Origin of the sequence: Oceanobacillus manasiensis (assembly GCF_000724085.1) — a bacterium.
Taxonomy (GTDB): domain Bacteria; phylum Bacillota; class Bacilli; order Bacillales; family Amphibacillaceae; genus Oceanobacillus_B; species Oceanobacillus_B manasiensis.
In genome coordinates this window covers 149,513-170,730 of the sequence record NZ_CCDL010000003.1, presented here as the reverse complement: position 1 = coordinate 170,730, position 21,218 = coordinate 149,513, and the positions used below count along the sequence as shown (strand labels likewise).

Here is a 21,218-nt window from a genome sequence, read left to right as displayed (position 1 = left end):
GTTATTATAAAAGTTATTAAACTACTTAATGAGGGCGATTCAGAGAAAGTAGGAGTTATATAATTAATACACCTTGATTATACAATTTGAAAAAAGCATGGCTATTTCTACTCTATAACTAAATAGCCATGCTTTTTAATGCGTCTAAATCTTGAGCGCTAGCCTTTTTAAACGTTCATTACTACCCATTATTAACTAAACGAGTTTTATAATTTCCGTTAGTATTTAATCTGCTGAGCTAGATAGAAAAACAAGGCATGTTGCAGTTGACATTATTTTTTTAGTTAACGCAACTTTTTTTGATTCGTAAACGATTCTATGAAATAATATACATATTATTTGCTACATTACTTATTAAAGCTTTACTGATTATAAGACACGATGGGGGAAAAATATTGAAGCAACTATTTACTAAGAAAAATATTATTATATATAGCATATTAGCTGTTTGTTTTATAGGATCACTACTTTTTGTGCATAACAATTATTCTTTCTATGATCGTACGATTGTAAAAGTAGTAGAAACGAATCTAGAAGATATTACGGAAATATCAGATATGCATCAAAATGAGGATCAAATATATACTCAATCGATTACTGCGGAAATTAAAAACGGCGAAGAAAAAGGACAACTTATTCAACTAACAAATAAATATTCAGATTCAGCTGCTATAGACAATGAATATAAAGCTGGAAAGGAATTATTTGTTAAACTAGACGCCAATCCAGATTCTAATTCAGAATTAACCGGCTCCATCAAGGATATAAAACGGGATAAGTATCTTTTAATCATCACATGGTTATTTATCTTTACATTACTTATAGTTGGAAAGCGACAAGGATTCTACGCTCTAATCAGTTTAGTAATTAGTGCCATTATATTAGCCATTGCTATAGAGGTTTACGTGAATACAGCCAATATCAGTTTATTAGTGATCTGTGGAATCAGTATCATATTATTTACTATCATCTCTTTATTACTTGTTAATGGGTTTAATGAAAAATCATATGCAGCCATCCTTGCAACGCTGTTGGGAACATTTCTTTCATTATTAATTACTTATCTTGTCATGCTGTTCACTTCCGAGCAGGGGCTCCGTTATGAAGAAATGCAGTTTCTAACACGTCCTCCGCAATTAATCTTTATGGCTGGATTACTAATTGGAGCACTAGGCGCTGTTATGGATGTAGCCATTACGATATCTTCTTCTCTTTTTGGACTGTATGAAAAGGATAACAACATATCCATAAAAGCACTTAAAAAGTCAGGGTTAGATATCGGAAGAGATATAATGGGGACCATGACTAATATTTTATTTTTTGCTTATATAAGTGGCTCTATTCCCATGATGCTTTTATATTTAAGAAATGGATCGAACTTATCATTCACTTTTTCTATGAATCTATCTTTAGAATTAGCACGTGCCTTATCTGGAGGTATTGGTATCGTTCTAACTATTCCGATCGGTCTATATACTACGATTTATTTTATTAATAAAAAGAGGTCTAAACCATGAATACATTAGTATGTTTAGCTGCTATTTTATTTCTTCTCATGATTCTTATTGGAGGGAAGAAAGGAGCACGTTCTTTTATTGCTTTATTTTTAAATTTTGGTGTACTCTTTCTCACCATTCTTTTCATGTTGGATCCTAGTGGGAATCCAATCATATTGACATTAATTTCATGCGTCGTAATAAGTTGTATAAATCTATTTTATATAAACAAGGTTAACGTTAAAACGAAAGCTGCTTTCATTTCTACCATCATAACGGTAACTATTCTTATATTGTTTATTGTGGTTACAACAAAGGTAACCATGATACAAGGTTTTGGTGAAGAAGAATCAGATGAACTTAGCATTTATACCGTATACATTGGTGTTGACTTTGTGAAAATAGCTACTTCTGTCATTATTATGAGTGCAATAGGCGCTATTACGGATATCGCGATCTCTATTTCATCACCCATGCGAGAAGTATTTCACCATCATCCAACGATTACTAAAAAAGAATTATTCAATTATGGAATGGCAATTGGAAGAGATATATTTGGAACAAGTGCGAATACGTTATTTTTTGCATTCTTTGGAGGTTATTTAGGGTTGCTCATATGGTTTAACGACCTATCCTATTCTGTTGGAGAGATTGTAAACTCAAAAGTATTTAGTGCGGAAATGGTAACCATACTTTGTGCCGGAATTGGTGTAGCATTAACCTTTCCAATTACATCGTGGGTTAACACCTTTTATTTATTAAAAATGAAAAATGATGATAAAGATTCACAGACCAGTACAGAAGATTAATTCGTCTAGATATGGCTGGTTCAATAAAAAAGATAAAAAAGTCATGGCTATTTTTCACAAGGTAAGCCATGACTTTTTCATTCAACTCACTTATTTCGCATTCTCATCTGGTTGATGAATACCAAATGTGTTTCCTTCTGTATCAATATAATACCCTTGCCAAGCCATTCCTGGAAGTGCATATTTGGGCAATGCTACCCGCCCTCCATGCTCTAAAATCTTTGATTCAGTTGAGTCATAATTCTCTACGTTCATTGTACAAGCAAATCCATTCAACGCTTGATGCGATTCTGGAGGTGGTCCTTGGCGTTGCATTAAAGCTCCATTAATACCAAGCACATTGTCCTCCCCTGTTACAGCACCAACATAAGGCATGCCAGCATATTCACTCCAGTCTTCAAATGTCCAACCAAATACCTCGCCATAAAACTTCTTTGCCCTCTCCATGTCATCTACATGAATCTCGAAATGTACTAATCTACCCATAATATCCTCCTTATTATGAATCGTTTTATTGTTCTCTCCGTAATCTAGTAAGAGTTTTACTATATCTAGAACTCTTATTACATTATGGAAAGGATTCACGAATTTCGTCTTTTTTAGATTTAAGATTTACTAAGAAACCGGCTCTTCGCTACATCTCCAAATAGCTCTTTAACGCGTCTAAGTCTTTAGCGCAAGCCTTTTTAAACGTTCCTGCCATCATCTTACCGAAAAATTTTGCCACGCCAGTGAGCCCCGTAATTTCCCCATACAACGTAATGTCAGAATAATCGCCTGACGATTCAATCATGTATGTAAACAAAAATTCGCCTTTACCTGTGGATCCTTTCGTTCCATCACAACGAAGTACAATTTTATCTGGCTCATGTAGTTCGACAACCTCAAAATGTTCGGTTGCCTTTGTACCATACATCTTTCTCGTTTCTTTCCATTCACTTCCCACACGTATAGGCCCGTTATCTAACCGTTCTATTCCAACTAATCCTTGCATCCATTGTTGGGCAGACTCAAGGTCAATCAAGCCACTGTAAGCTGTTTGTTTGTTCACTTGGATGGATCTATTTACTTGAAAATTGATACTCAAATTACACCCCCCTTTTATATTGATAGCAAAAGCTACTCATTCTTCAATGAACAATTTTGTTATAATTATAAATTCAACATAAAAGACCTTTTCTCCTTCTCGAAGTCCTGCATACATTATTGATTATGTTGTGAATTGTTGGTAACTCTTGATTAGTTGTTGTTAAATTTAATTTCAGATATATACTAAATGTCAATTTTCTACCCGTTCCACTTCCACAGAAGAAATCCCCGTAATTCTTACCACTTGTCCTTCTCTCAATTCAATTTTACTTTCTGTTGAAACGGATTGACTGCCAATCATTTCTAAAATTTCTGCTTCTCCATTCGGACTAAGGATAAAAACGTGTCCTAAACCGCCTACAGGATTTATCGTATAGCTGCCAGGTTCGATATCGGTTCCGACGTGCCAGATTCCGGCAGACAGTTCATTGGAAGGCTCCATTTCCACCCCTACGAAAGCAGCTGCACTCTCCAGTCCATCAATTCTTATAGTATGAGATTCATCCACATCTGCATAAAAACCTCGCACTCCAGGATAGCCGATGATTTCATGGATCAGAAGATGGCCCTCTTCATCGTAGATAAAAATGTTTCCAGAAACATCGCCGGAAAACCAGTACCTTCCCGTTGGTACCGTGAATTCCTCTTCATTCGTTACATCAAAATAATAGTCTTCTTCTATTCCCTGATCTGTCCTGTCCTTCTCGCTTATATCAAATATCGTTTCACTTATATTCATTTCTTCTAGCATTTCTTCTTTTTCTTCTCCTATAATCTCATGGTTTTCCTGGTAGCTCTTTGCTTTTTCAGAGGGTGCGGCCTGGAAAACAGGAGATGTGCAGCTGGATAAAAGTAGCAAGCTACTGAAAAGAATAATGATTACCGATAAACCTCGCACTAATGTCAAACCTCCTCCACTTTCCCGTGTGCTATTAATTAATCTAACTATGAAAATATTTTTCATAAAATTCTATGGTTCCAAGTGGGCCAATTGTAATTTCACGGTTAAACGGAAGAAGCCGATCTAACCATTCTGCCTGACGCTCCATAAGCATATCTTTAATGGGGATACATAATAAATGATTCGCAATATAGTGATGATCATCCGGCAAAGCGTATGTTTTTTTCACAAGCTGATACTGCTCTTCTTCCAGTGAGATTTTAATAAATGCCTCACTGTCTCCATGAAAATGCTGTTCGTGAATAATCTTGCCGTCTTTTAAAAACAGCACCCGATCTGCATATAAATCAAGGTTCTCCAATAAATGAGAAGCTACAAAAATCAATTTATCCTTCTTTTTCATGTCATCTAAACGTTGTGATATTAATGCCACATTGGACAAGTCTAAGCCATTCATGACTTCATCCATAAGCATCATCGGTGTGTCAGCAGCTTCCATCATGGCAAAACACAGTCGTTGCCGCATACCCAGTGAGTATGTTCGCACCTTCTTTTTTACATAATCAGTCATATGTAATGATTCTACGATGGAAGGGAGATGCTTTGTCGTCTTCTGCCACATAGTTGCATACAATTTCATATGATCAAGCCCCGATAATTCTTCAAATAAATCACTTTGATCAGGGAATGTTGCCAGCTGTTTATGGATACGTATTTCTTCTTTTTCCGATCTGTATGTATGTTTTTCCTTAAAGCTTACCGTCCCGCTATTTGGTTTTAAAAAATTGGCGATGACATTAAACAAGGTGGTCTTCCCTGTCCCATTCGGGGCGACTAAACCGATAACTTCCCCTTTATCAGCCGTCAATGAGAGCTTATCAAGCACTTTTTTATCCTTATAAGCTACTGAAACATCTTTTAATTTAAGCATATCGCTTCTCCTCCGTCATATTTCGATTGCTTCCTTTATATGAACGCCACTGTATCAGTTTCAGAGCACCTGAGATCATCACCACGAAAACAGCGAGCCAAATCATCGCATAGCCATAATCTATTTGTCCGTTCCCAAATTGGACAGCTACATCACCTGAGAGAACCCCGGAAATATCAATAATTTTAATCGGGTGCAACCAAGCCGTATTCCATCCGATCATCAAGAACAGGTCGGGGATGTAAAAGATAATAAGTGCTATCATTACAGTGGCATACGAATTTTTAAAAAGGGTATTAAAGAGTGCAGCTGTATAATAAAGTAAGATGACAATAAGAGCAATTGCCAGCAGAATATATATATAATATTGGAATGCAGGTATCGCTACATAGTCATTGTTCATAAAAATCATCACGGGGTAGGATAAATTCCCAAAACCCGCCTCCCGAGCAGCAATATAACCTCCTGCTATAATCCCGGCTGTCAAAAAGACCATCATATACAAAAAGTGAATCATTACTTTTGCGTGTATTTTATTCATAATTGAGAGTGGAAAGCCTTTCATGACTGTCTGATGCTTTTTTTCATACAAAAGTATTTCACTTCCGCTGATTATCATAAATAATAGAAAAAACAATCCGCTGAGTATACCTAATGCATGCATGAGATAATCTGTTGCGACAAAAGGATCCGGCTCAAGCTGGATTTGATTTTCCAACGCATGTTGCAAAAATGCATTGCTTTGTAAAACTTCTTCTTTCGGAATAATATATTGTGAAGGGATTCCCTGGTTGTCCAATTCATGGACACGCAAACGTAATTCATTTAACTTGAGTCCGTTTTCGATATATTCTTCATTCGTCTCATCCAACCCAACGAAGGCTAAATAGTAGAGCTGATAATTTACTAAAGAAGATTGCTCCAGGTAAATTTCATGAATTTCTGCCCCTTCTGGTGTTTCTTCCTGCGACAATGGAAACGAATCAAATGTAGCATTAATCATCTCCTTCTCACTTCTTTTTTCACTTTCAATTGTTTCTACTTCCGTGTCACTGTAATAAAAAAAGAAAATCGGAAAAAAGAGTGCGAGAATTGCACCCAAAAATAAATTTTTACGATTACGGACCATTAATTTTGTTTCAAAAAGAAAATACTTCCAGAACATAGATATTTCCTTCCTTGGCTTAAGTATTGGCGGGCTAAGCGTAAAACCTGCGTTTTTTGATTAGCTTTGATACAAAAAATAAAGTGATTTCTATTAGAACAACTGTAATTAATAATACTGTAATCCCTTTTGCATAAGTGATGGTATCGAGATTAAGAAGAAAGATTTTTTCTCCTTTTACGACATTGCCAAATTCAAAATAGGTTTGCGGAAAGTTGCTGACATCCATTCCGAATAGACTTTTCTTGATTCTGGAATAGTAGAATTGCTGGGAAAATAATACGATCGTTCCGATAAACAGGACAATCCACTGATTTTTGAATAGTAGGCTAAGTACCGTACTTAATCGAGTGAAAAGGTAAATAAGAACAACCATCAGACTAGAGGTTTTCAGGAGAAAATCACCGAAAGCAATAAACGCATAGTCTTCCCTCATCATATTTCCGTTGGTTTTAACAACAGGCACGGAAATGTTAGAAAAACCAAACCCGTTTAAGGCCGTTATAATGCCCATTCCTGCAAGCATTAATATGAACAAGACAGCTAAAGTGTACGTAAAAGAGGTGAATGATTTTACGTTCAACTGCCTATACCAAGGCATGGGAAGCCCCTGTAGCAATGTTTTGTAACCACGATTCACTGTAATGATGTCACTGCTGAAATAAATGACTGCAAATAAAATAAGATAAGTGACTGGACTCAAAAGCGCATTTTGCATCGTTTGTACAGTGGTTTTTTGTTCAATCATAGGGTAGGTTATTGGTTCATCCTGTTCTAAATGCGCCTCATAACTAAACAGTGTTTGCTGATACAAGTGCATCATGTCTTTCACTGGAAAAGGAGACATGGCATATTCAGCTGCCATATCGTCAAAAAAGCTACTGAAACCTGATTCATGGGAATATGTCAGCAGATGTAAAAACCTTGTAAAGTCACCATCTTCATAAGCGTGTTTCATCTTGTTATGTAAACGGTAGTTATACTCTGTTGTCGCATAGATCGAATTTCCGGTAAAATTACCAAAACCTGTCGAGCCTCTGGCCATTCTAGCTTCCTGTTGTGCGGCCATCAGTTCCAGTTCCTGCTCCTGAAGATTGGGATTAAAAGAGTCCGCGGTTTCCTGGTTGGGCTGAATAATAAAGCAGTAAGCAAGCAGTAAAATAAATAGGAAACCAATAAAAATATTGTTTTTCCTGCTTTTTAACATAAGCATAAATTCATGTTTAAATAACGAACGAATCATTTCATTACCCCTTTTTATGCAGAGATATTCTCCGTTGCACCGCACGTAAGTTTTACATGCTTGTCCCGTAACAAAAGCGCTAGTGCCTGCTTTTAGACGTACGGCTTTCGCCCCGAACTATGGTGTGGTTCTACTTATCGAACATTCTTATGTAAAAAGAATGTTAAAATCATAGCTCGTGGCGAAATCTGACAACGAACTATAGTTCAATTTTTTGTCTAAAAAGGGATTTACTGAAGTTTTGTATGTATGTATTGTCGATAACAGAGTCCCATATGTATAAACTTGTAAAATTTTCTCACTATTGCTAATTTACTACATTACGACTGTGATGTATACACCTAAAGACACAAATTCATCTTTGGCATCGTTTGTTCTGGTCCCAACCTAAGATAGTTCACAATGAATATAAAGTGGTTATACATAGAGAATGCGCTTGAAGAGGGAATCTTCTTTCGGAAGTTCTTTAAAGGGGATGTCTTCAACATGCATCCCCTGGAAAACCGCTCCCTTGATAGAGAAAAAAGGCACTTTTTAGCGCCTTGTCTCTACTTCTCACTTATTCATTATGGCATTACAATTTAACGGTGTTGATCGATTAAGATTGGATTACCGTCCGGATCTTCTATTGCAATATATGCAGGTCCTTCTGTTGATCCATCAGCTTCTTGAGTTAATTCGATACCCTCTTCCTTCAACTTCTTTTGTAGTTCGCGTACATCCGTAAAATCATCTAGATTTTCAGCATTGCTGTTCCAACCTGGGTTAAATGTAAGAGCGTTTTTCTCAAACATTCCTTGGAAGAGACCAATTACTGTATGTTCGTTCTTCATGATAAGCCAATTTTGATTAATATCCCCGCCTAGTGTGCTAAATCCCAGTTTTTCGTAAAATGCTTTTGATAGATGAATGTCCTTAACATTTAAACTTACAGAAAACGCTCCTAATTTCATCGTGTCTCTCCCTTTATTTTCGTATTTGTTTATAGAATGTATTGTAAAAGGTAACTCAAAAGGCATAGCTGGCGAGTTACTTCTTGGTACATCTGATTGCTTCTTATACTAAGTCCAACGAAAAGTGAATTTAGTCAAAAGGAAAAACGCTGCGCTAAGGACTAGTAAGACAATGATATTTCCAAACATCGGTAATTTTACATCTAGATCAAACAAGACTTCATGAAAAAGCTCAGCTAGATATGTGAATGGAATGAAATAAGAAATGGTATCAAACACATCTGGTAGGATATGCAATGGGAGCATTGCTCCACTAAGCATGGCAAGTGGAACCATTCCAAAACTTAATACACCTGAAGCTACTTCGGTATTATTAAATATTCCTCCAAACAAAAACCCAAGCGTTAAGATCATCAACAATCCTATTAACCCAATCAAAATGAACGGCAGAACATTTCCTAAACTAATAAAACCCATGAAAAATCCTAGAATAGTAAAAATCAAAATTTGCATAAACCCTAAAATTAACCGAACTAAAATTTGCGAGAGAATAAATGTAAACTCATTAAGAGGTGTAGTGTTTAGCGTTTTCAATATCCCTTTTTGCCTCATCTCAATTAACGGCACAGAAGTACCCATAAAGCCAATAGACAAAAGGGCAAAAATCAAAATACCCGGAAATAAGTACTCGATAAATGATAGTCCTAACTCTTCAGATGGCTCAATTACAATACTCATCCCACCAAACATAGCTAAAAAGAAAAAGGGAAATAATAAAGAGAAAAAGAAAATTTTTGGATCCCTGTAAATCCCCTTCATACCACTTGAAACTAAGTATTTTAAAGCTACTTTATCTACCACCATATTAATCAATCTCCCCTCGTAATGACGAGCCGGTTAAGATTAGAAATACATCCTCTAATGTATCGTTCAGCGTTTTTCTGTATGTATTGATAATTTCCTTCGGTGTTCCTGTAGCAACTATCTTTCTATTATGTAGAATAGAAATACGGTCACAAATTTTCTCTGCTTCTTCCATACTATGGGTCGATAATAATATGGAATAATTCTCTGTTTTAACTTTTCGCAACACTTTCCAAATTAATTGTCTTATTTGCGGATCTATCCCTGTTGTTGGTTCATCTAAAATAATGAAAGAAGGATTACCAATTAAAGAAAGCGCCACTAATAAACGTTGTTTCTGCCCTGTAGATAAACTTTTGATACGCTTATTCTTTATACTCTCTAAATCTAAATCATTTATTATATCGTTATAAGCTAGTGGCTCCCCATAAAAGCTAGCAAACAATTGCATTGTTTCGTGAACAGACAACCTTGGAAACAAATTAGCTTCTTGCGGCTGAATCCCTACCTGTTTGATGATCTCTTCTCTATCTTGTGAAATATCAAGTTCACCAAATTTAATCGCGCCTTCATTGAATGCCCTAAGCCCAACCATACATTCAATTAAGGTTGTTTTACCAATACCATTCCTCCCTAAAATGCCATGGATCTCACCTTGATTAATGGTTAGAGATAACTGGTCTAATACAATATTATCCGCATACTTTTTGGTTATATTTTCAACAATCAAGGATGGTTCACTCGGTAACACTTCTTCATTTGGAATAGTGCTCATATTATCCTCCTCCAACATCATTTATCTTGCGGGAATAACATACAGTCTGATTACCTAAACAGCCGTCCCTTGATTGTTAAGGTTACGTGTATAATAGATTATTAAAAACTTGGAAGTTCTCACAGTTGGTAAGATGTTCTGAGTTGAATAAAAGTGGAAATCTGTTAGCCATAAAGCTGAGGAAGAATTTTCAGTTAACATAACTACAAGTCGGTACTGCTATTATATTGTAAATTTTCAAACATTTAAACCTTATTTTTTATTAAAATTAAAAAACTCTTCTTTCTGTCGACATTTAGCATTTAATAGATGTTGGCTTTGACAGTATGATTATTAGGGTTACTATATAATTAAAATAACTGTTTTCTTAAGTATATAATGTTAGCTTTGCTTGCATAAACACCATAATCAAAAGGCCTTTAACATACATTTTCTGTATATTAAAGGTCTTAAGTAATGCGCTATTAAGATTTCGCAAGTTTAATCTTTTGAGTTCAGTTTATTTCTATTTACCGTAATTGGAGGTTGCTCCATCCAACTATTGTCGATCATCAGATTTGCTCCATCCTCTACATATAACGAAACATCCATTAAACATTTTGCATATAGCATTCCAATATCTTTTCTTCCATTTAGTGATAACCCATTAGCATATTCTCTTATCTTCATCGAAAACATATCTATTTTATGAGCGACCATTAGTTTATCAGAAAATGGAGGTATGGTAGACGACGTTACCATGTGGTCTAGATAAGTAGGTGAAGGTAAGTAATCATCATGAAGTTTCTTTGATAATAATTCAACATGTTTTTTATTAATATTTTTCCCACGTTCTAGATACTTCTTTACACGTTTATCTTGCGCACCTTGGCTAAATCCAATTATAAGCGCTTTACTTGTGACGTCATTGTTAATATTGTCAAATAAATGTGCAACTTCTAGTCCATGAAGTGGTCTTATATCTCCAACATAACCATTTAAAAAGCTTTGGTTATGGAGAAACTCAACTTCTTTCGGATTTGGTACTTTAGGCGCGTTCATGAGCTTCCCTTTTGATTGCAAAATATCATTTGTTTTCCTAATCAATTTAACCGTATCATTTAGACTTTCAACAAAGAAATCTCTTATGTCCTTATTGGTTACGATAGCGATCGCAGCAGTATAAATGCTCATCCCGGCTTTTCCGGTATACTGTAAATAATACAGGTAGAATTCATCAATAAAAAGTCTCGGTGCCTTTAAGTTTACGTCTTCATCCGAAAAACCTACTGGTACAGGAAAACCTTCTTTTTTAAAGAAGCCTTCTATCTTTTTCACAAACATTTCAGCTAAGCCGAAAGCATATTCTAATACCTTTTTAACTTCCTTATCTTCTACATGGTTTAAGTAAAAGCGAAGCACACATTTTGCCATTGTATTCCCAGTATATGTCGCCCAAAGTTTTCCCATTTCTGCTGAAGTTAAATTTGAGATACCCGTATTCATAACAAAAATTCTCCAATCAATATATCCTTTTCATATATTGTGGGCTATTTAGTAAAAAACATGTGTACCAACGAAAAACACTTTCGAAAAAATTTATCATAATTGAGGTTTGCCCATCTGTTAAGGATCTGCTAATCATAGAAGCAAATTACTGCAAATTGTAAAAATATACACCCCTACTAAAAACATGTTTTAGTCCTTCTTGCGTTTTAATATTATTTCAAAGAAGGAAGCTGTGCCATATCCTTTTGTACCTGGAGCGAAAATTTGGACTAATTCCCATCCTTCCTTTTCGTGTTCGTGGATAATGGAATGATAGTCTTCTTTGGGTTCTAGTTTGAAGCTAGATAAATCAACTTTGACAAATTTGTGTTCATACATATTAAGAGCCTCCTAGGTTAGGTGTTATAATAAGTACTTAAACAAAAAAGACTATTTTCCTTCCTATTTTATGATATCTCAAACCTTGACTATGTTGTGCACCCCACGTTTTAAACTTGTAGTGAGAGGAAAGTGAGACCCATGTATAAAATAAGTGAATTCGCAGAAATTACCGGTTTAAGTAAAGAAACCCTCCGCTACTACGCAGAGGTAAAAATTCTAGAGCCAGCATATATTGCCCCACACAATAATTACCGATACTACGATGACGGCAGCTATTTCTTAGCAATTCTTTTAGGAAAACTTAGAAGGTTTGGATTTACAATTCAGGAGATGATTTCTGTCATGGAGGATGAATCTTTCTCTCATTTAGAGGACTTACTATTGCAAAAGAAAGAGAAAATTCAACTGCAAATGGAAGATCTTCGCCAACAAACAGAGGAGATTGATGAATTTTTAAAATCTGGAAAGGAAGATGTAAACGATGATTGAATGGAAAGAAGAAACGATTATTGACAGGGATATTGAAACGATTTGGAGTCTGTTTTCAGACAAAAACATAAAAAAAATCATGCCAAAGGTCGAAGAACACACGTTAGTAGAAAAGACAGAGACAGAAGTAGGCGCAAAGCATCAACAAAGTTATCGTGAAGGAAAAAGAGTCGAAACATACATCGTGGAAACATTAGCATATGAAGTTACACCAATGAAAAAACATAAAAAAATTAGTTTTATTATTGGGAAGGCCTTTGAAATTAATCTTAACTTTACCCTAGAAAAAATCGATGACAACCAGACGAAATTCATTTATTCCGGACATAACAAAGGTGTCAATTTTGTTGGTAGAGCAATGATGAAGCTTGCAAACAAGAAAGGAAACGAGCAAGTTGTTCAAGACTTTCTAGAAAGGGTGAATCGGGAAGCAATGAATCTTGAGTCGTGATGGAATGGAAGATGGTTGCTATTGAGGCATTACATAATAGGGAAAAGACACTAAATTAGCGTCTTTTCCCTACTTTTTTTAATGATCATAACGGTGTTGGTCAATTAAGATTGGATTACCATCGGGATCTTCAATTGTGATATATGCTGGACCTTCTGTTAAGTTGACTTAAATAACAAGAAGCTCTTCTTTTTGTCTACTAAATAACCTCCAGCAATCATTAGACAATTAGAAATACAAATAGCCTAATTCCTAGCCAATTAGCCTCCAAAATTTTATTCTTCTGTCAACAAGACGATATCCTCTAATATATCTTCTTTCTTCACAGGCTTATCAGAGAATGCCATGTCATAAAGGGCGCGTATGTTGCTTTTTTCATCTAGTAAATACATGGTGGTAGAATGATATAACACCGTATCATCCTCTATCTCATATTGCATTTGAAATTCTTTAGCAATTTGCTTTGTGTTTTCCGGGGTGCCCCTTAGCCACTTCCATCCTTTCGTGTCGGCTTGAAAATTTGCTGCATAGTCGGTGATTACTTCAGGGGTATCATTATCTGGATCAAGCGAAATACTGACAAGCTCCACTTTATCGCCAAATAAATTCTCTTCCTTCAACATAGTCTGTAATTCTTTTAAATCGACCATTGTTAATGGGCAAATATCTGGGCAATCCGTAAAGAAAAAGGCTACCAATTTGGCCTTTCCATTCGTTGATTCAAATGGCTCTCCATGGACGTCGTCTAACTGAAAGGCATTCACTTCATCAAGAATAGGCAACCCATCGTTATTTGGCCATAACCAGTAAACGAGGAAAAACCCAGCTATAACCAAACAAACCACAAGTAGCTTACCTGTTTTCTTCATCTTTCATCACCTCCCAGCAGATAGCTGTGGGATAAGTCAGTCTTCATTATTATTTTTTAATTCCAGAAGATGTTTTTCCTTGGAAGCATGAACCCGAATAATTCCCCACATTCCTTGTTCAATATCCCAGCGAATATTACCAGAGCGATACATGTAATCCCCTGGATAGTTATACAAACTACCAGCACCATAGTGCAATGGTAAATCTACTGTATGACCCGTCACAATCTCACCTTCTATGGATCTTACCTCGGAAGAAATATCTTTATCATCATTATTCCAATAGTGTCCATGGATATGGAAGGTATGGGATCGTCGGCGTTCGGATGGATTTACTAACCTTATTGTTATCGGATCACCTGGATACGCTTCAAACAATGGGGTTGAAGGATCGCCAAACACCTTTGAACTGAATAAATCCTTAAGCTCGGGATACTTTAGCAACCTGTTGATTAATCGTTCTGTACGATAATTAAATCCTCTGGAACCATTATCATACGTGTCTACTAAATCATCACTATCTTCTGGATCTACACCACCTAAAATGCCGTCTACCGGGTCAATAATTAGGTTTCCTTTTCGATCGACCAATCGTGCCCCATCATACATAACAAGAACAAACTCCCTTGTGTCTAATAAAAAAGGATTTCTTAACACAACATTAGCACCTGTTTCCACTTCTTCTCCCGAAAAAGGATCTAAATAGACCGTTCCTTTCGGCTCCGCTATAAAGGCACCATACGTACCAAGGGAGCGATGATTTCGAATATCCGCCATATCCCATAACCCACAAGCTCCAACTGGATTGTCTACATACCATTTATAGGTGACGACATCACCAGGTGCTACTGTTTGATCAGGATTGAAGCCAACTGTTTCTCCCGCCGATGTTTTCACATCATAATCAAGAAGCTGAGCATGTAACGATATTCGGAGAGATGGTGGATAAAACGCCTGCTCTTTTACAGGTGGGTATTTCCAAATGCCGTCTGGATACGGAAATTCACCACGCTCCAGTCGAGACGTCAGATTTATTTCCACTACATCACCTTGGTTGGCTCGAATAATAAGCGGCTCGGGATTTTTACCATTTAATATTTCTTCTACATCCTCTTCAAGGGCAAATACAATTCCAAAAGGATCCCGTTCACCCCAGTTACTATAAATAATTGGTGTATGAAAAGCGACGATATTAAAGGATTTTACTGGAGCATTTACAGGTCCTGGCGATGTAACGACCTCAGCCTTTGCTGGAGCTTTTCCCGTCGGTTCCGGAAGGGCCTTCGTGCGTTTGGGCGGACATTGGCGGTCTGGCAATGGAATAAGAAAATCCACTTCTTCATCAAATGCCCGTATTAACCCCCATAAGCCGTTCCATAAATCTTCTTCCGTTTCAAATGTCCACAGATAATCTCCTGCTCTTGGCACATCCATTTGTAATGTAAAGGATTCAGATATACTAATGTGCTGCTGGTCTCTAAGCTTCGTTTCAGAATCGGGATATTCTGCTTTCCAGCGTAATCCATGTACGTTAAAACTGTGTGATTCTTCTTGGGCCCCCTGTAATAGCCTAATCCGAATAGGATCTCCCTCATAGCTATGTAGAATAGGGGTGATCGGATCTCCATGAACAAACGAGCTAAAAGAATAGGCTGGGTCTTTGTCTTTACCTAAACGGAATTGGAGCGGTTCGTTTTTATAGTTGACCCCAAATAAACCTGGGTCATCCTGGGAACTAGGAAATTCCGGTGGTTGGAGTGGACAACCATCCTTATCAAAAAGCAAGGCAAAATCATGCACCATCAGGACCATATCCCGGTAATCAGGAATAAGCGGGTGAACAGCAGTAATTTGTACGCCATGATCCACTTCTTCCCCTGTCTTAGAATCCAAAAATGAGCTGAACCTAGGATGCACAACCCCTGTCCCAAAGACACCATGCTGCTGATGAAAACCCGGAAACAAATGATCGTGAAAAAACCATGCTTTTAACTCCACATCAGCGAAGTATTCGTATCGTATCGTTTCCCCTGATAAAACACTAGAATCATAGTTCCAGCCTACATTTGACCCATCTGAGGCAAGCACATCAAATTTCACAAAGTGAACATGGAATGATGCTTCATACGCTCTTGTCACAAGCTGGAACGCATTCCCAGCCGCCACTTCAGGAAGACAATTCGTAAAGTTAATCCGCACACAGCTGTTGGCTGTCATGTGAAGGACTAATGGTTCCGGTTCCTTCTTCCCGCTTAAAACATCTTCCCTATCCTCATCTAAGACATAGATTCTCCCAATTGGATCATTCCAACCTTGCCTATTGTATACAATAGGCAGTTGAATAAGGGAAACATTAAACTCCTGCACTACTGGGTTCTCAGCTATAGCACAGGCGTCTGCAAATACGGAACCAGGCCTTGGGTTTGGTATCGCTGCATTCTTTTCCAGCTTTGTCATGTCACGTCCGCCAACAATTCCAAGCGGTGGACGCGGTGCTTTACAGCCAAGCTTTCCTGGAATAAAGTTAGGGAAACCTGGTTTTTCTTTTGTTGGCATAGGCGGGCATGGACGGTCTGGCAGTGGCTGTAATTGCGCGATCGGTTCACCATTTGGATAACATTGACTGCCATCCTGGAGCGTATCAAAAATGCGGTTTAATCCCCACATCCCTACACCGAAATGGGGATAAAGATGACAGTGAAGGATGGCATCTCCAAATGCCCCTTGAAGAGAGCCTAATCCGTAATGTGGTTGAACAGTGTACCAGGATTGTGGACTCACCGCTTGTGCATCCAAAATTTCTGACTCCGTATTTTTTGGATCTTTCGACCATTGGTGAACATGGTAATGAAAGGCATGGGTCTCTTTAACACCGGCATTTACAAGCCTAAATTTCACAGGGTCCCCGCGATACCCCCGCAAAATTGGCGTGGCAGGATCACCAAACACCCATGAATCATGGTGGACCTCCTCCCCTTCACAATCAGGGCAAACTACCCCTTCCTCTAATAAGCGAGCCCGGTTTTCCATAGGTTCATAGCGATAATTTATAGCATGGGTCGATTCCCGCTCTTGATTCGTCTCAGGATTTAACGGTCGATTCCCTGTGACATCCTTGGTGGGCATTTCATCGTGAAAAATAAAGGCATATTCTCGGTAGGACGGCAAAAAAGGGTGATGTACATCAGCATAAACCCCACTGTTTAAAGGTCCACCTGTCACAGGATCGGTCCACCATGAGCCACGTGGTTCAACAAATAAGCACCCAAACATCCCATTAATATTGGTTCCCTCATCACTACTATCTGGATCACCTAAATCGGAAAACATATAAACACCTTCGTGATTGACCTTTAGTGTATAAAGAATCTTCTCGCCTGTTTCAGCCAGAGAACTTGGGTTTAAGCCAACATTGGCACCATCGGAATTTAGAACATTATAATCTGCTTCTTGAAAATGCATCCCTGTTGCATAATGGATTTGGTTTTCAAATAAAACCTCCACCTCATCCCCTACATTCGCTCTGATGCAAAGGGGTTCCACCAAGCTGACAGGGCTGAAAGGATTTTTTCTTACTAATTCCTTCACTTTCTGTTCGTTTTCCTTTAAGACATACATCATCCCATCACGGTTGTAATCACCAAAATTATTTAGCACAATTCGAATCGATATTGCAACAACATGATAATGGCGCTTCATATCTTCCCCCCTCGGTGACTTAGTAATCATCCCTTAATTCAGGGATTCTTGGTTGCCCTTTTTGTTGGATATAGAAAACTTCGATCTGGTGGATGTGGACATACCACTGCCGATTTTCTAGTTCAGAAATGGTTGTGACTTTCACATCAACTACAGCCTGGTCCTCAATAACCTCCACCAGTTTTCCAATAAAAATATAGGGAAAGGATGGCGTCATAATGAATATGTTTTTACCAATTCCTTCAATAAACTCCTCTACAAGCGCTTGATCATGGAGTACATTGACGGTAGGGTACTCCCATTCTGTATTAGCTTTTTCTTGACTCATATCTATTCACCCCCCCTTATTACGTTAGTGGAATTCTTTCATTACAATCAAAGTCTGGTGTAAAATGCGCAATTTTTTCTAATGGAATACTTAGTGGTGTGGGAAAGTTAAAAAATGGGGCGTTTACCATTTTGATATTTACTGGAAAAAGTGTAAGCTGACCTTGTTGAACATCCATTATCTCGCCACAAAACACTGGACGAAAGGTTTGACCAAATAAATTCAGCTGATCCGATTCTGTTACTAGGAGTATACTTTCTCCCTTAAGGGCTAATAGTTCTCTAAAAAAACGATCTTCTATTTCTTCATTATCGATAGCTGGTTTCTTTTCCTTTACCATGAAACTCCCCCTCCTTTAAGTTGCCGTTCTTCTATTTTTGTTATAATGCTTAAAACCATATGTTACCAAGCTTAATAAGCGAATGGTTTCCATATATCTTATCTCGCTAAATTCGATTTCTTCCTTTCTCCCCATCAACGTAATAGTTAATTTCTCATCGGAGCCAATTATCTTACCAAGCTTTTTAGCATCTTCATCAAACCAAACATGCACCCACGTGTCTTTCCATGTATTTAAATTCGTCTGTAAGGTTTCTTCAAAGAATTGTTGTTTCAAATTATCACGCTTTGCAACGGTATCTCCGAAGTTACGTAAGAGCTTGGTACGCAGATTATTGTCATAGAGATAATGCTGATGGGTATTAGAATAGGTAGGAATACCGTACACAATATTAGCTGATTCAATAACCGAATAAGGAATCCACACGCGCTCTTTTAAATTGGTGATCATGACAAAATCTCGCCCAACCGTGCTTACTTTCCCCTCCTTGTAATGGGATTCCGTACCAATCGTAAAATAAACTTCCACCTGTTGATTCCGTTTGGATTTAAAGAACTTCCGAAGCGTTAACAGCTTCCCTCGTTTTTTATTATGCTGTGATATATGTAAGATGTTCGCTCGGTCCATATATTCCATTAGTAAGCGTGTCTCTTCTGTCGTTGTAATGGTAGTTGGTGAGGTAAGTCCCTCCCCCCTCCGTTGATTCCGTTCATTAATCACATCTTTCTTTCTTGCTTCCTGTTTTCTTTGTTCAAGTAAAGACTCCGTATAATCATTTAAGTGGATTCTTCTTTTTAATTGGTCCTTATCTTGTTTGGTTTCCAGTCCGTTCTCCTCCTTTCAATACCTCGATCATTCATACTCGCAAAGAATAAAATAACAGACCAAATGTGGTCATAACCAATCCCGTGCCAAACAAACTAAATAGAATCATCGTTTTCTCTACATCGGTAAAATAGGAAGCAGGTAACCCGCATAATGCTGGGTTTTCCACTACAGCCCCAAACATGGTCCCCATGATGGCACCAAGGGTCCCTTGAGAGAATCCCCCCAATAACGACTGGAATCGTACGAGTGCTCCATACATGATTCCTATACTGCCACCTACCAATGTAGAAATGATGGCGAGTGTACTTAGATTGAAAGGAAACATAAAAAAAAGCATCATAGCAAGATTGAAGGAGAGAATGCCACTACCGACCATTGCCATTACCATTCCAAAACGGTCCGTAAATAATTTCCTTTTTTTATACATGACGAAATAAAAGGAAAGACCGAGCATACCGTTCGCAATAAACAGGATGATAAGAAATTGGGTTATATTCAACTACGCGTCTCCTCTCTTATGTATTTTTAGCGGAAAGGAAAACGAGTAGCAGAGAAATCAGGAAAACGACTTCAATAAACACGAGAAAAAAAATACTGTTATTGGCCGCTGCTCCCACCATTGGTGCCATCATCCCCATCATTAAACCATTTATATATCCTGTTAAAAGCGTTTGGTAGTCAAATAACGCACCAAAAATGGCCCCTATAAACATCCCTATTACGACGGTGATCATGGTAACGATGACAAATTTTAATGGAAATTGATAAATGAGTAGGACTCCTGTGGCAATGGCACCAAATCCCCCTACTAGCATGGAGATATTCATCCCTAGTTGAAAGCCAATAAGCTTCCGGATTTTATAAAGGTATAAATAAAATAAGATGATAAGAACGAGGTTTCCATACAACACAAACCCTAAATTCCCCATTATCACTGGTCTTCTCCCCCAAACTTCCCATTTAACCCGGAATAACCGGCCGTTTAAAACATGAAGTGAAACCGTGATGGGAGTAAACGAACGCTAACACGCCGATTTGTTCCACTAACAATCAGTGTGAAGAACGAAACTCCCACTGATTGAAGTCTCACTTTATAATTGCTATGTATTTAGGTGCTTGGACTATTACCAGCAATCAAATCTTTACAATGAACTAATTTAGTCATTTGCCCAACAACAAAATCAACTAATACCCATACACTAGGTGTATGCACAGAAGTAAAGGGGGTTGGTGACAATTCCAACTTATAATAAGGTTTATCCTACTGCTAAAAATTTGAACGATCATAAAGTTTGGGATGATATAGAGTGCTTAGAATCCGAATTCATCCAAGGAAAAAGAGCCTTTAACTGTCCAGAAGTCGTTCCTGCAAATGCGGAGGATGATTTTTGTTTGCCAAAAGACTGCCCAGAACGGCTTCCACAAAAGAAATTCCCATCAGCCAATACTGCCTTCCCTCCTAAAGAATTTGAGGAGATTAGGGAGTGCATTGAAAGGGCGAATGAACTTCTTCTCGCACTTGCTGTGGGTGGAGATGATGATGAGGCTGGTGAGGAGGCCGATGAACCGAATGAAAGAGCACTCCAACAAAGCCTTCGCACGTTACGTAAGCTCTTTGTAACCGTACATTTTAACTGTAAAGGGAAGAAGGAAGAGATATCAGGGTGTTTTATTGATGCGGGGTTAGATTTTATTATTATCGAAAATGCGAATACTGGAAACATTTCCATTATCCCTACTACAAGGGTTCTATCTATTCAGTACGATAAGAAAGAAGAAGCTACTACTCAGCAGCTTGAACAAGAACTACTTACAATTAATCCTTGTTTAAGACGTAAACTAACGTTTCATTTCGGGGAAACTGTTACGAGGAGCCCTTTTTTAGTCAATCTATTTTTTGGCTTGAATTTGAGTATGTTCTTGGAAAGTTATGTAGGGTATTACTGTTATGTAAAAACGGATATTGATAAATATGAATTGGATGGAACGTTAGAGATGGTGAAGGAAAATTTCATGTCGATTAGTAAGTATGGGGAAAAGTACGGGATTGATTATGATGTGGTTTGTGTGATTGAGTTGGAGGAGTGAAATACTACGAAGGCCTAGTAAGATTTATAAT

General features: G+C 37.6%; 23 protein-coding genes. 5 read left to right on the top strand and 18 right to left on the bottom strand.

Going from position 1 to position 21,218, the window contains the following annotated elements; genetic code table 11:
* Positions 1 to 395 precede the first annotated feature (395 nt).
* Together BN985_RS14385 and BN985_RS14380 are read left to right on the top strand one after the other, a co-directional pair.
* On the top strand, positions 396 to 1,517 hold the full coding sequence (locus tag BN985_RS14385; RefSeq protein ID WP_042224276.1) for a YibE/F family protein: 1,122 nt from the start codon (positions 396 to 398) through the stop codon (positions 1,515 to 1,517).
* Complete coding sequence (locus tag BN985_RS14380) at positions 1,514 to 2,305, top strand: YibE/F family protein (protein WP_042224274.1); 792 nt, start codon at positions 1,514 to 1,516, stop codon at positions 2,303 to 2,305. Before BN985_RS14385 ends, BN985_RS14380 begins: the two co-directional genes overlap by 4 nt.
* 90 nt (positions 2,306 to 2,395) lie before the next feature.
* Here BN985_RS14380 and BN985_RS14375 read toward each other — a convergent pair whose 3' ends face one another.
* From BN985_RS14375 to BN985_RS14325, 11 genes are all read right to left on the bottom strand, one after another.
* A complete protein-coding gene (locus tag BN985_RS14375; protein ID WP_042224272.1) occupies positions 2,396 to 2,791 on the bottom strand; it encodes a VOC family protein in 396 nt (131 codons plus the stop codon).
* 148 nt (positions 2,792 to 2,939) lie between these two features.
* Positions 2,940 to 3,392, bottom strand: a complete 453-nt coding sequence (locus tag BN985_RS14370) for an SRPBCC family protein (protein WP_042224270.1) — start codon at positions 3,390 to 3,392, stop codon at positions 2,940 to 2,942.
* A 192-nt stretch (positions 3,393 to 3,584) separates the two neighbouring features.
* Positions 3,585 to 4,292, bottom strand: a complete 708-nt coding sequence (locus BN985_RS14365; RefSeq protein ID WP_042224267.1) for a hypothetical protein — start codon at positions 4,290 to 4,292, stop codon at positions 3,585 to 3,587.
* A gap of 43 nt (positions 4,293 to 4,335) precedes the next feature.
* Complete coding sequence (locus BN985_RS14360; protein WP_042224265.1) at positions 4,336 to 5,226, bottom strand: ATP-binding cassette domain-containing protein; 891 nt, start codon at positions 5,224 to 5,226, stop codon at positions 4,336 to 4,338.
* On the bottom strand, positions 5,219 to 6,391 hold the full coding sequence (locus BN985_RS14355; protein ID WP_042224264.1) for an ABC transporter permease: 1,173 nt from the start codon (positions 6,389 to 6,391) through the stop codon (positions 5,219 to 5,221). Before BN985_RS14355 ends, BN985_RS14360 begins: the two co-directional genes overlap by 8 nt.
* 34 nt (positions 6,392 to 6,425) lie before the next feature.
* Positions 6,426 to 7,634: a hypothetical protein gene (locus BN985_RS14350; protein ID WP_042224263.1), complete on the bottom strand. Its 1,209-nt coding sequence runs from the start codon at positions 7,632 to 7,634 to the stop codon at positions 6,426 to 6,428.
* Between the two features lie 581 nt (positions 7,635 to 8,215).
* Positions 8,216 to 8,587: a VOC family protein gene (locus tag BN985_RS14345; protein WP_042224261.1), complete on the bottom strand. Its 372-nt coding sequence runs from the start codon at positions 8,585 to 8,587 to the stop codon at positions 8,216 to 8,218.
* 108 nt (positions 8,588 to 8,695) lie between these two features.
* Positions 8,696 to 9,451 carry an ABC transporter permease gene (locus tag BN985_RS14340; RefSeq protein WP_042224259.1) on the bottom strand — a complete coding sequence of 252 codons (756 nt, stop codon included), beginning with the start codon at positions 9,449 to 9,451 and terminating at the stop codon, positions 8,696 to 8,698.
* A gap of 1 nt (position 9,452) precedes the next feature.
* Positions 9,453 to 10,226 (bottom strand): ABC transporter ATP-binding protein, encoded by a 774-nt coding sequence (locus tag BN985_RS14335; RefSeq protein WP_042224257.1) that lies wholly within the window; start codon positions 10,224 to 10,226, stop codon positions 9,453 to 9,455.
* 480 nt (positions 10,227 to 10,706) lie between these two features.
* Positions 10,707 to 11,711, bottom strand: a complete 1,005-nt coding sequence (locus BN985_RS14330) for a DUF3231 family protein (RefSeq protein WP_042224256.1) — start codon at positions 11,709 to 11,711, stop codon at positions 10,707 to 10,709.
* Between the two features lie 192 nt (positions 11,712 to 11,903).
* Positions 11,904 to 12,092 carry a DUF4177 domain-containing protein gene (locus BN985_RS14325; protein ID WP_042224255.1) on the bottom strand — a complete coding sequence of 63 codons (189 nt, stop codon included), beginning with the start codon at positions 12,090 to 12,092 and terminating at the stop codon, positions 11,904 to 11,906.
* A gap of 141 nt (positions 12,093 to 12,233) precedes the next feature.
* Between BN985_RS14325 and BN985_RS14320 the strand changes: the two genes are divergently transcribed.
* Both BN985_RS14320 and BN985_RS14315 read left to right on the top strand, forming a co-directional pair.
* A complete protein-coding gene (locus BN985_RS14320) occupies positions 12,234 to 12,584 on the top strand; it encodes a MerR family transcriptional regulator (protein ID WP_042224253.1) in 351 nt (116 codons plus the stop codon).
* Positions 12,577 to 13,035, top strand: coding sequence for an SRPBCC family protein (locus BN985_RS14315; protein ID WP_042224252.1), 459 nt, complete (start codon positions 12,577 to 12,579; stop codon positions 13,033 to 13,035). Before BN985_RS14320 ends, BN985_RS14315 begins: the two co-directional genes overlap by 8 nt.
* A 275-nt stretch (positions 13,036 to 13,310) precedes the next feature.
* On the opposite strand, the gene BN985_RS14310 is transcribed toward BN985_RS14315, so the two are convergent.
* The 7 genes from BN985_RS14310 to BN985_RS14280 all read right to left on the bottom strand — a co-directional run bounded on the left by BN985_RS14310 (position 13,311) and on the right by BN985_RS14280 (position 20,028).
* Positions 13,311 to 13,904 carry an SCO family protein gene (locus tag BN985_RS14310; RefSeq protein WP_042224251.1) on the bottom strand — a complete coding sequence of 198 codons (594 nt, stop codon included), beginning with the start codon at positions 13,902 to 13,904 and terminating at the stop codon, positions 13,311 to 13,313.
* Positions 13,905 to 13,940: 36 nt separating this feature from the next.
* Complete coding sequence (locus BN985_RS14305; protein ID WP_042224250.1) at positions 13,941 to 17,603, bottom strand: cupredoxin domain-containing protein; 3,663 nt, start codon at positions 17,601 to 17,603, stop codon at positions 13,941 to 13,943.
* Positions 17,604 to 17,622: 19 nt separating this feature from the next.
* Complete coding sequence (locus tag BN985_RS14300) at positions 17,623 to 17,931, bottom strand: hypothetical protein (RefSeq protein ID WP_042224249.1); 309 nt, start codon at positions 17,929 to 17,931, stop codon at positions 17,623 to 17,625.
* A gap of 19 nt (positions 17,932 to 17,950) precedes the next feature.
* Positions 17,951 to 18,271 (bottom strand): hypothetical protein, encoded by a 321-nt coding sequence (locus BN985_RS14295; RefSeq protein WP_042224248.1) that lies wholly within the window; start codon positions 18,269 to 18,271, stop codon positions 17,951 to 17,953.
* A gap of 15 nt (positions 18,272 to 18,286) precedes the next feature.
* Complete coding sequence (locus BN985_RS14290; protein ID WP_232225597.1) at positions 18,287 to 18,991, bottom strand: hypothetical protein; 705 nt, start codon at positions 18,989 to 18,991, stop codon at positions 18,287 to 18,289.
* 136 nt (positions 18,992 to 19,127) lie between these two features.
* Positions 19,128 to 19,598 carry a hypothetical protein gene (locus BN985_RS14285; protein WP_232225596.1) on the bottom strand — a complete coding sequence of 157 codons (471 nt, stop codon included), beginning with the start codon at positions 19,596 to 19,598 and terminating at the stop codon, positions 19,128 to 19,130.
* 16 nt (positions 19,599 to 19,614) lie between these two features.
* Positions 19,615 to 20,028 (bottom strand): hypothetical protein, encoded by a 414-nt coding sequence (locus tag BN985_RS14280; RefSeq protein WP_042224244.1) that lies wholly within the window; start codon positions 20,026 to 20,028, stop codon positions 19,615 to 19,617.
* A gap of 301 nt (positions 20,029 to 20,329) precedes the next feature.
* Between BN985_RS14280 and BN985_RS14275 the strand changes: the two genes are divergently transcribed.
* Positions 20,330 to 21,187 (top strand): hypothetical protein, encoded by an 858-nt coding sequence (locus BN985_RS14275; protein WP_042224243.1) that lies wholly within the window; start codon positions 20,330 to 20,332, stop codon positions 21,185 to 21,187.
* The last annotated feature ends 31 nt before the right edge of the window (positions 21,188 to 21,218 follow it).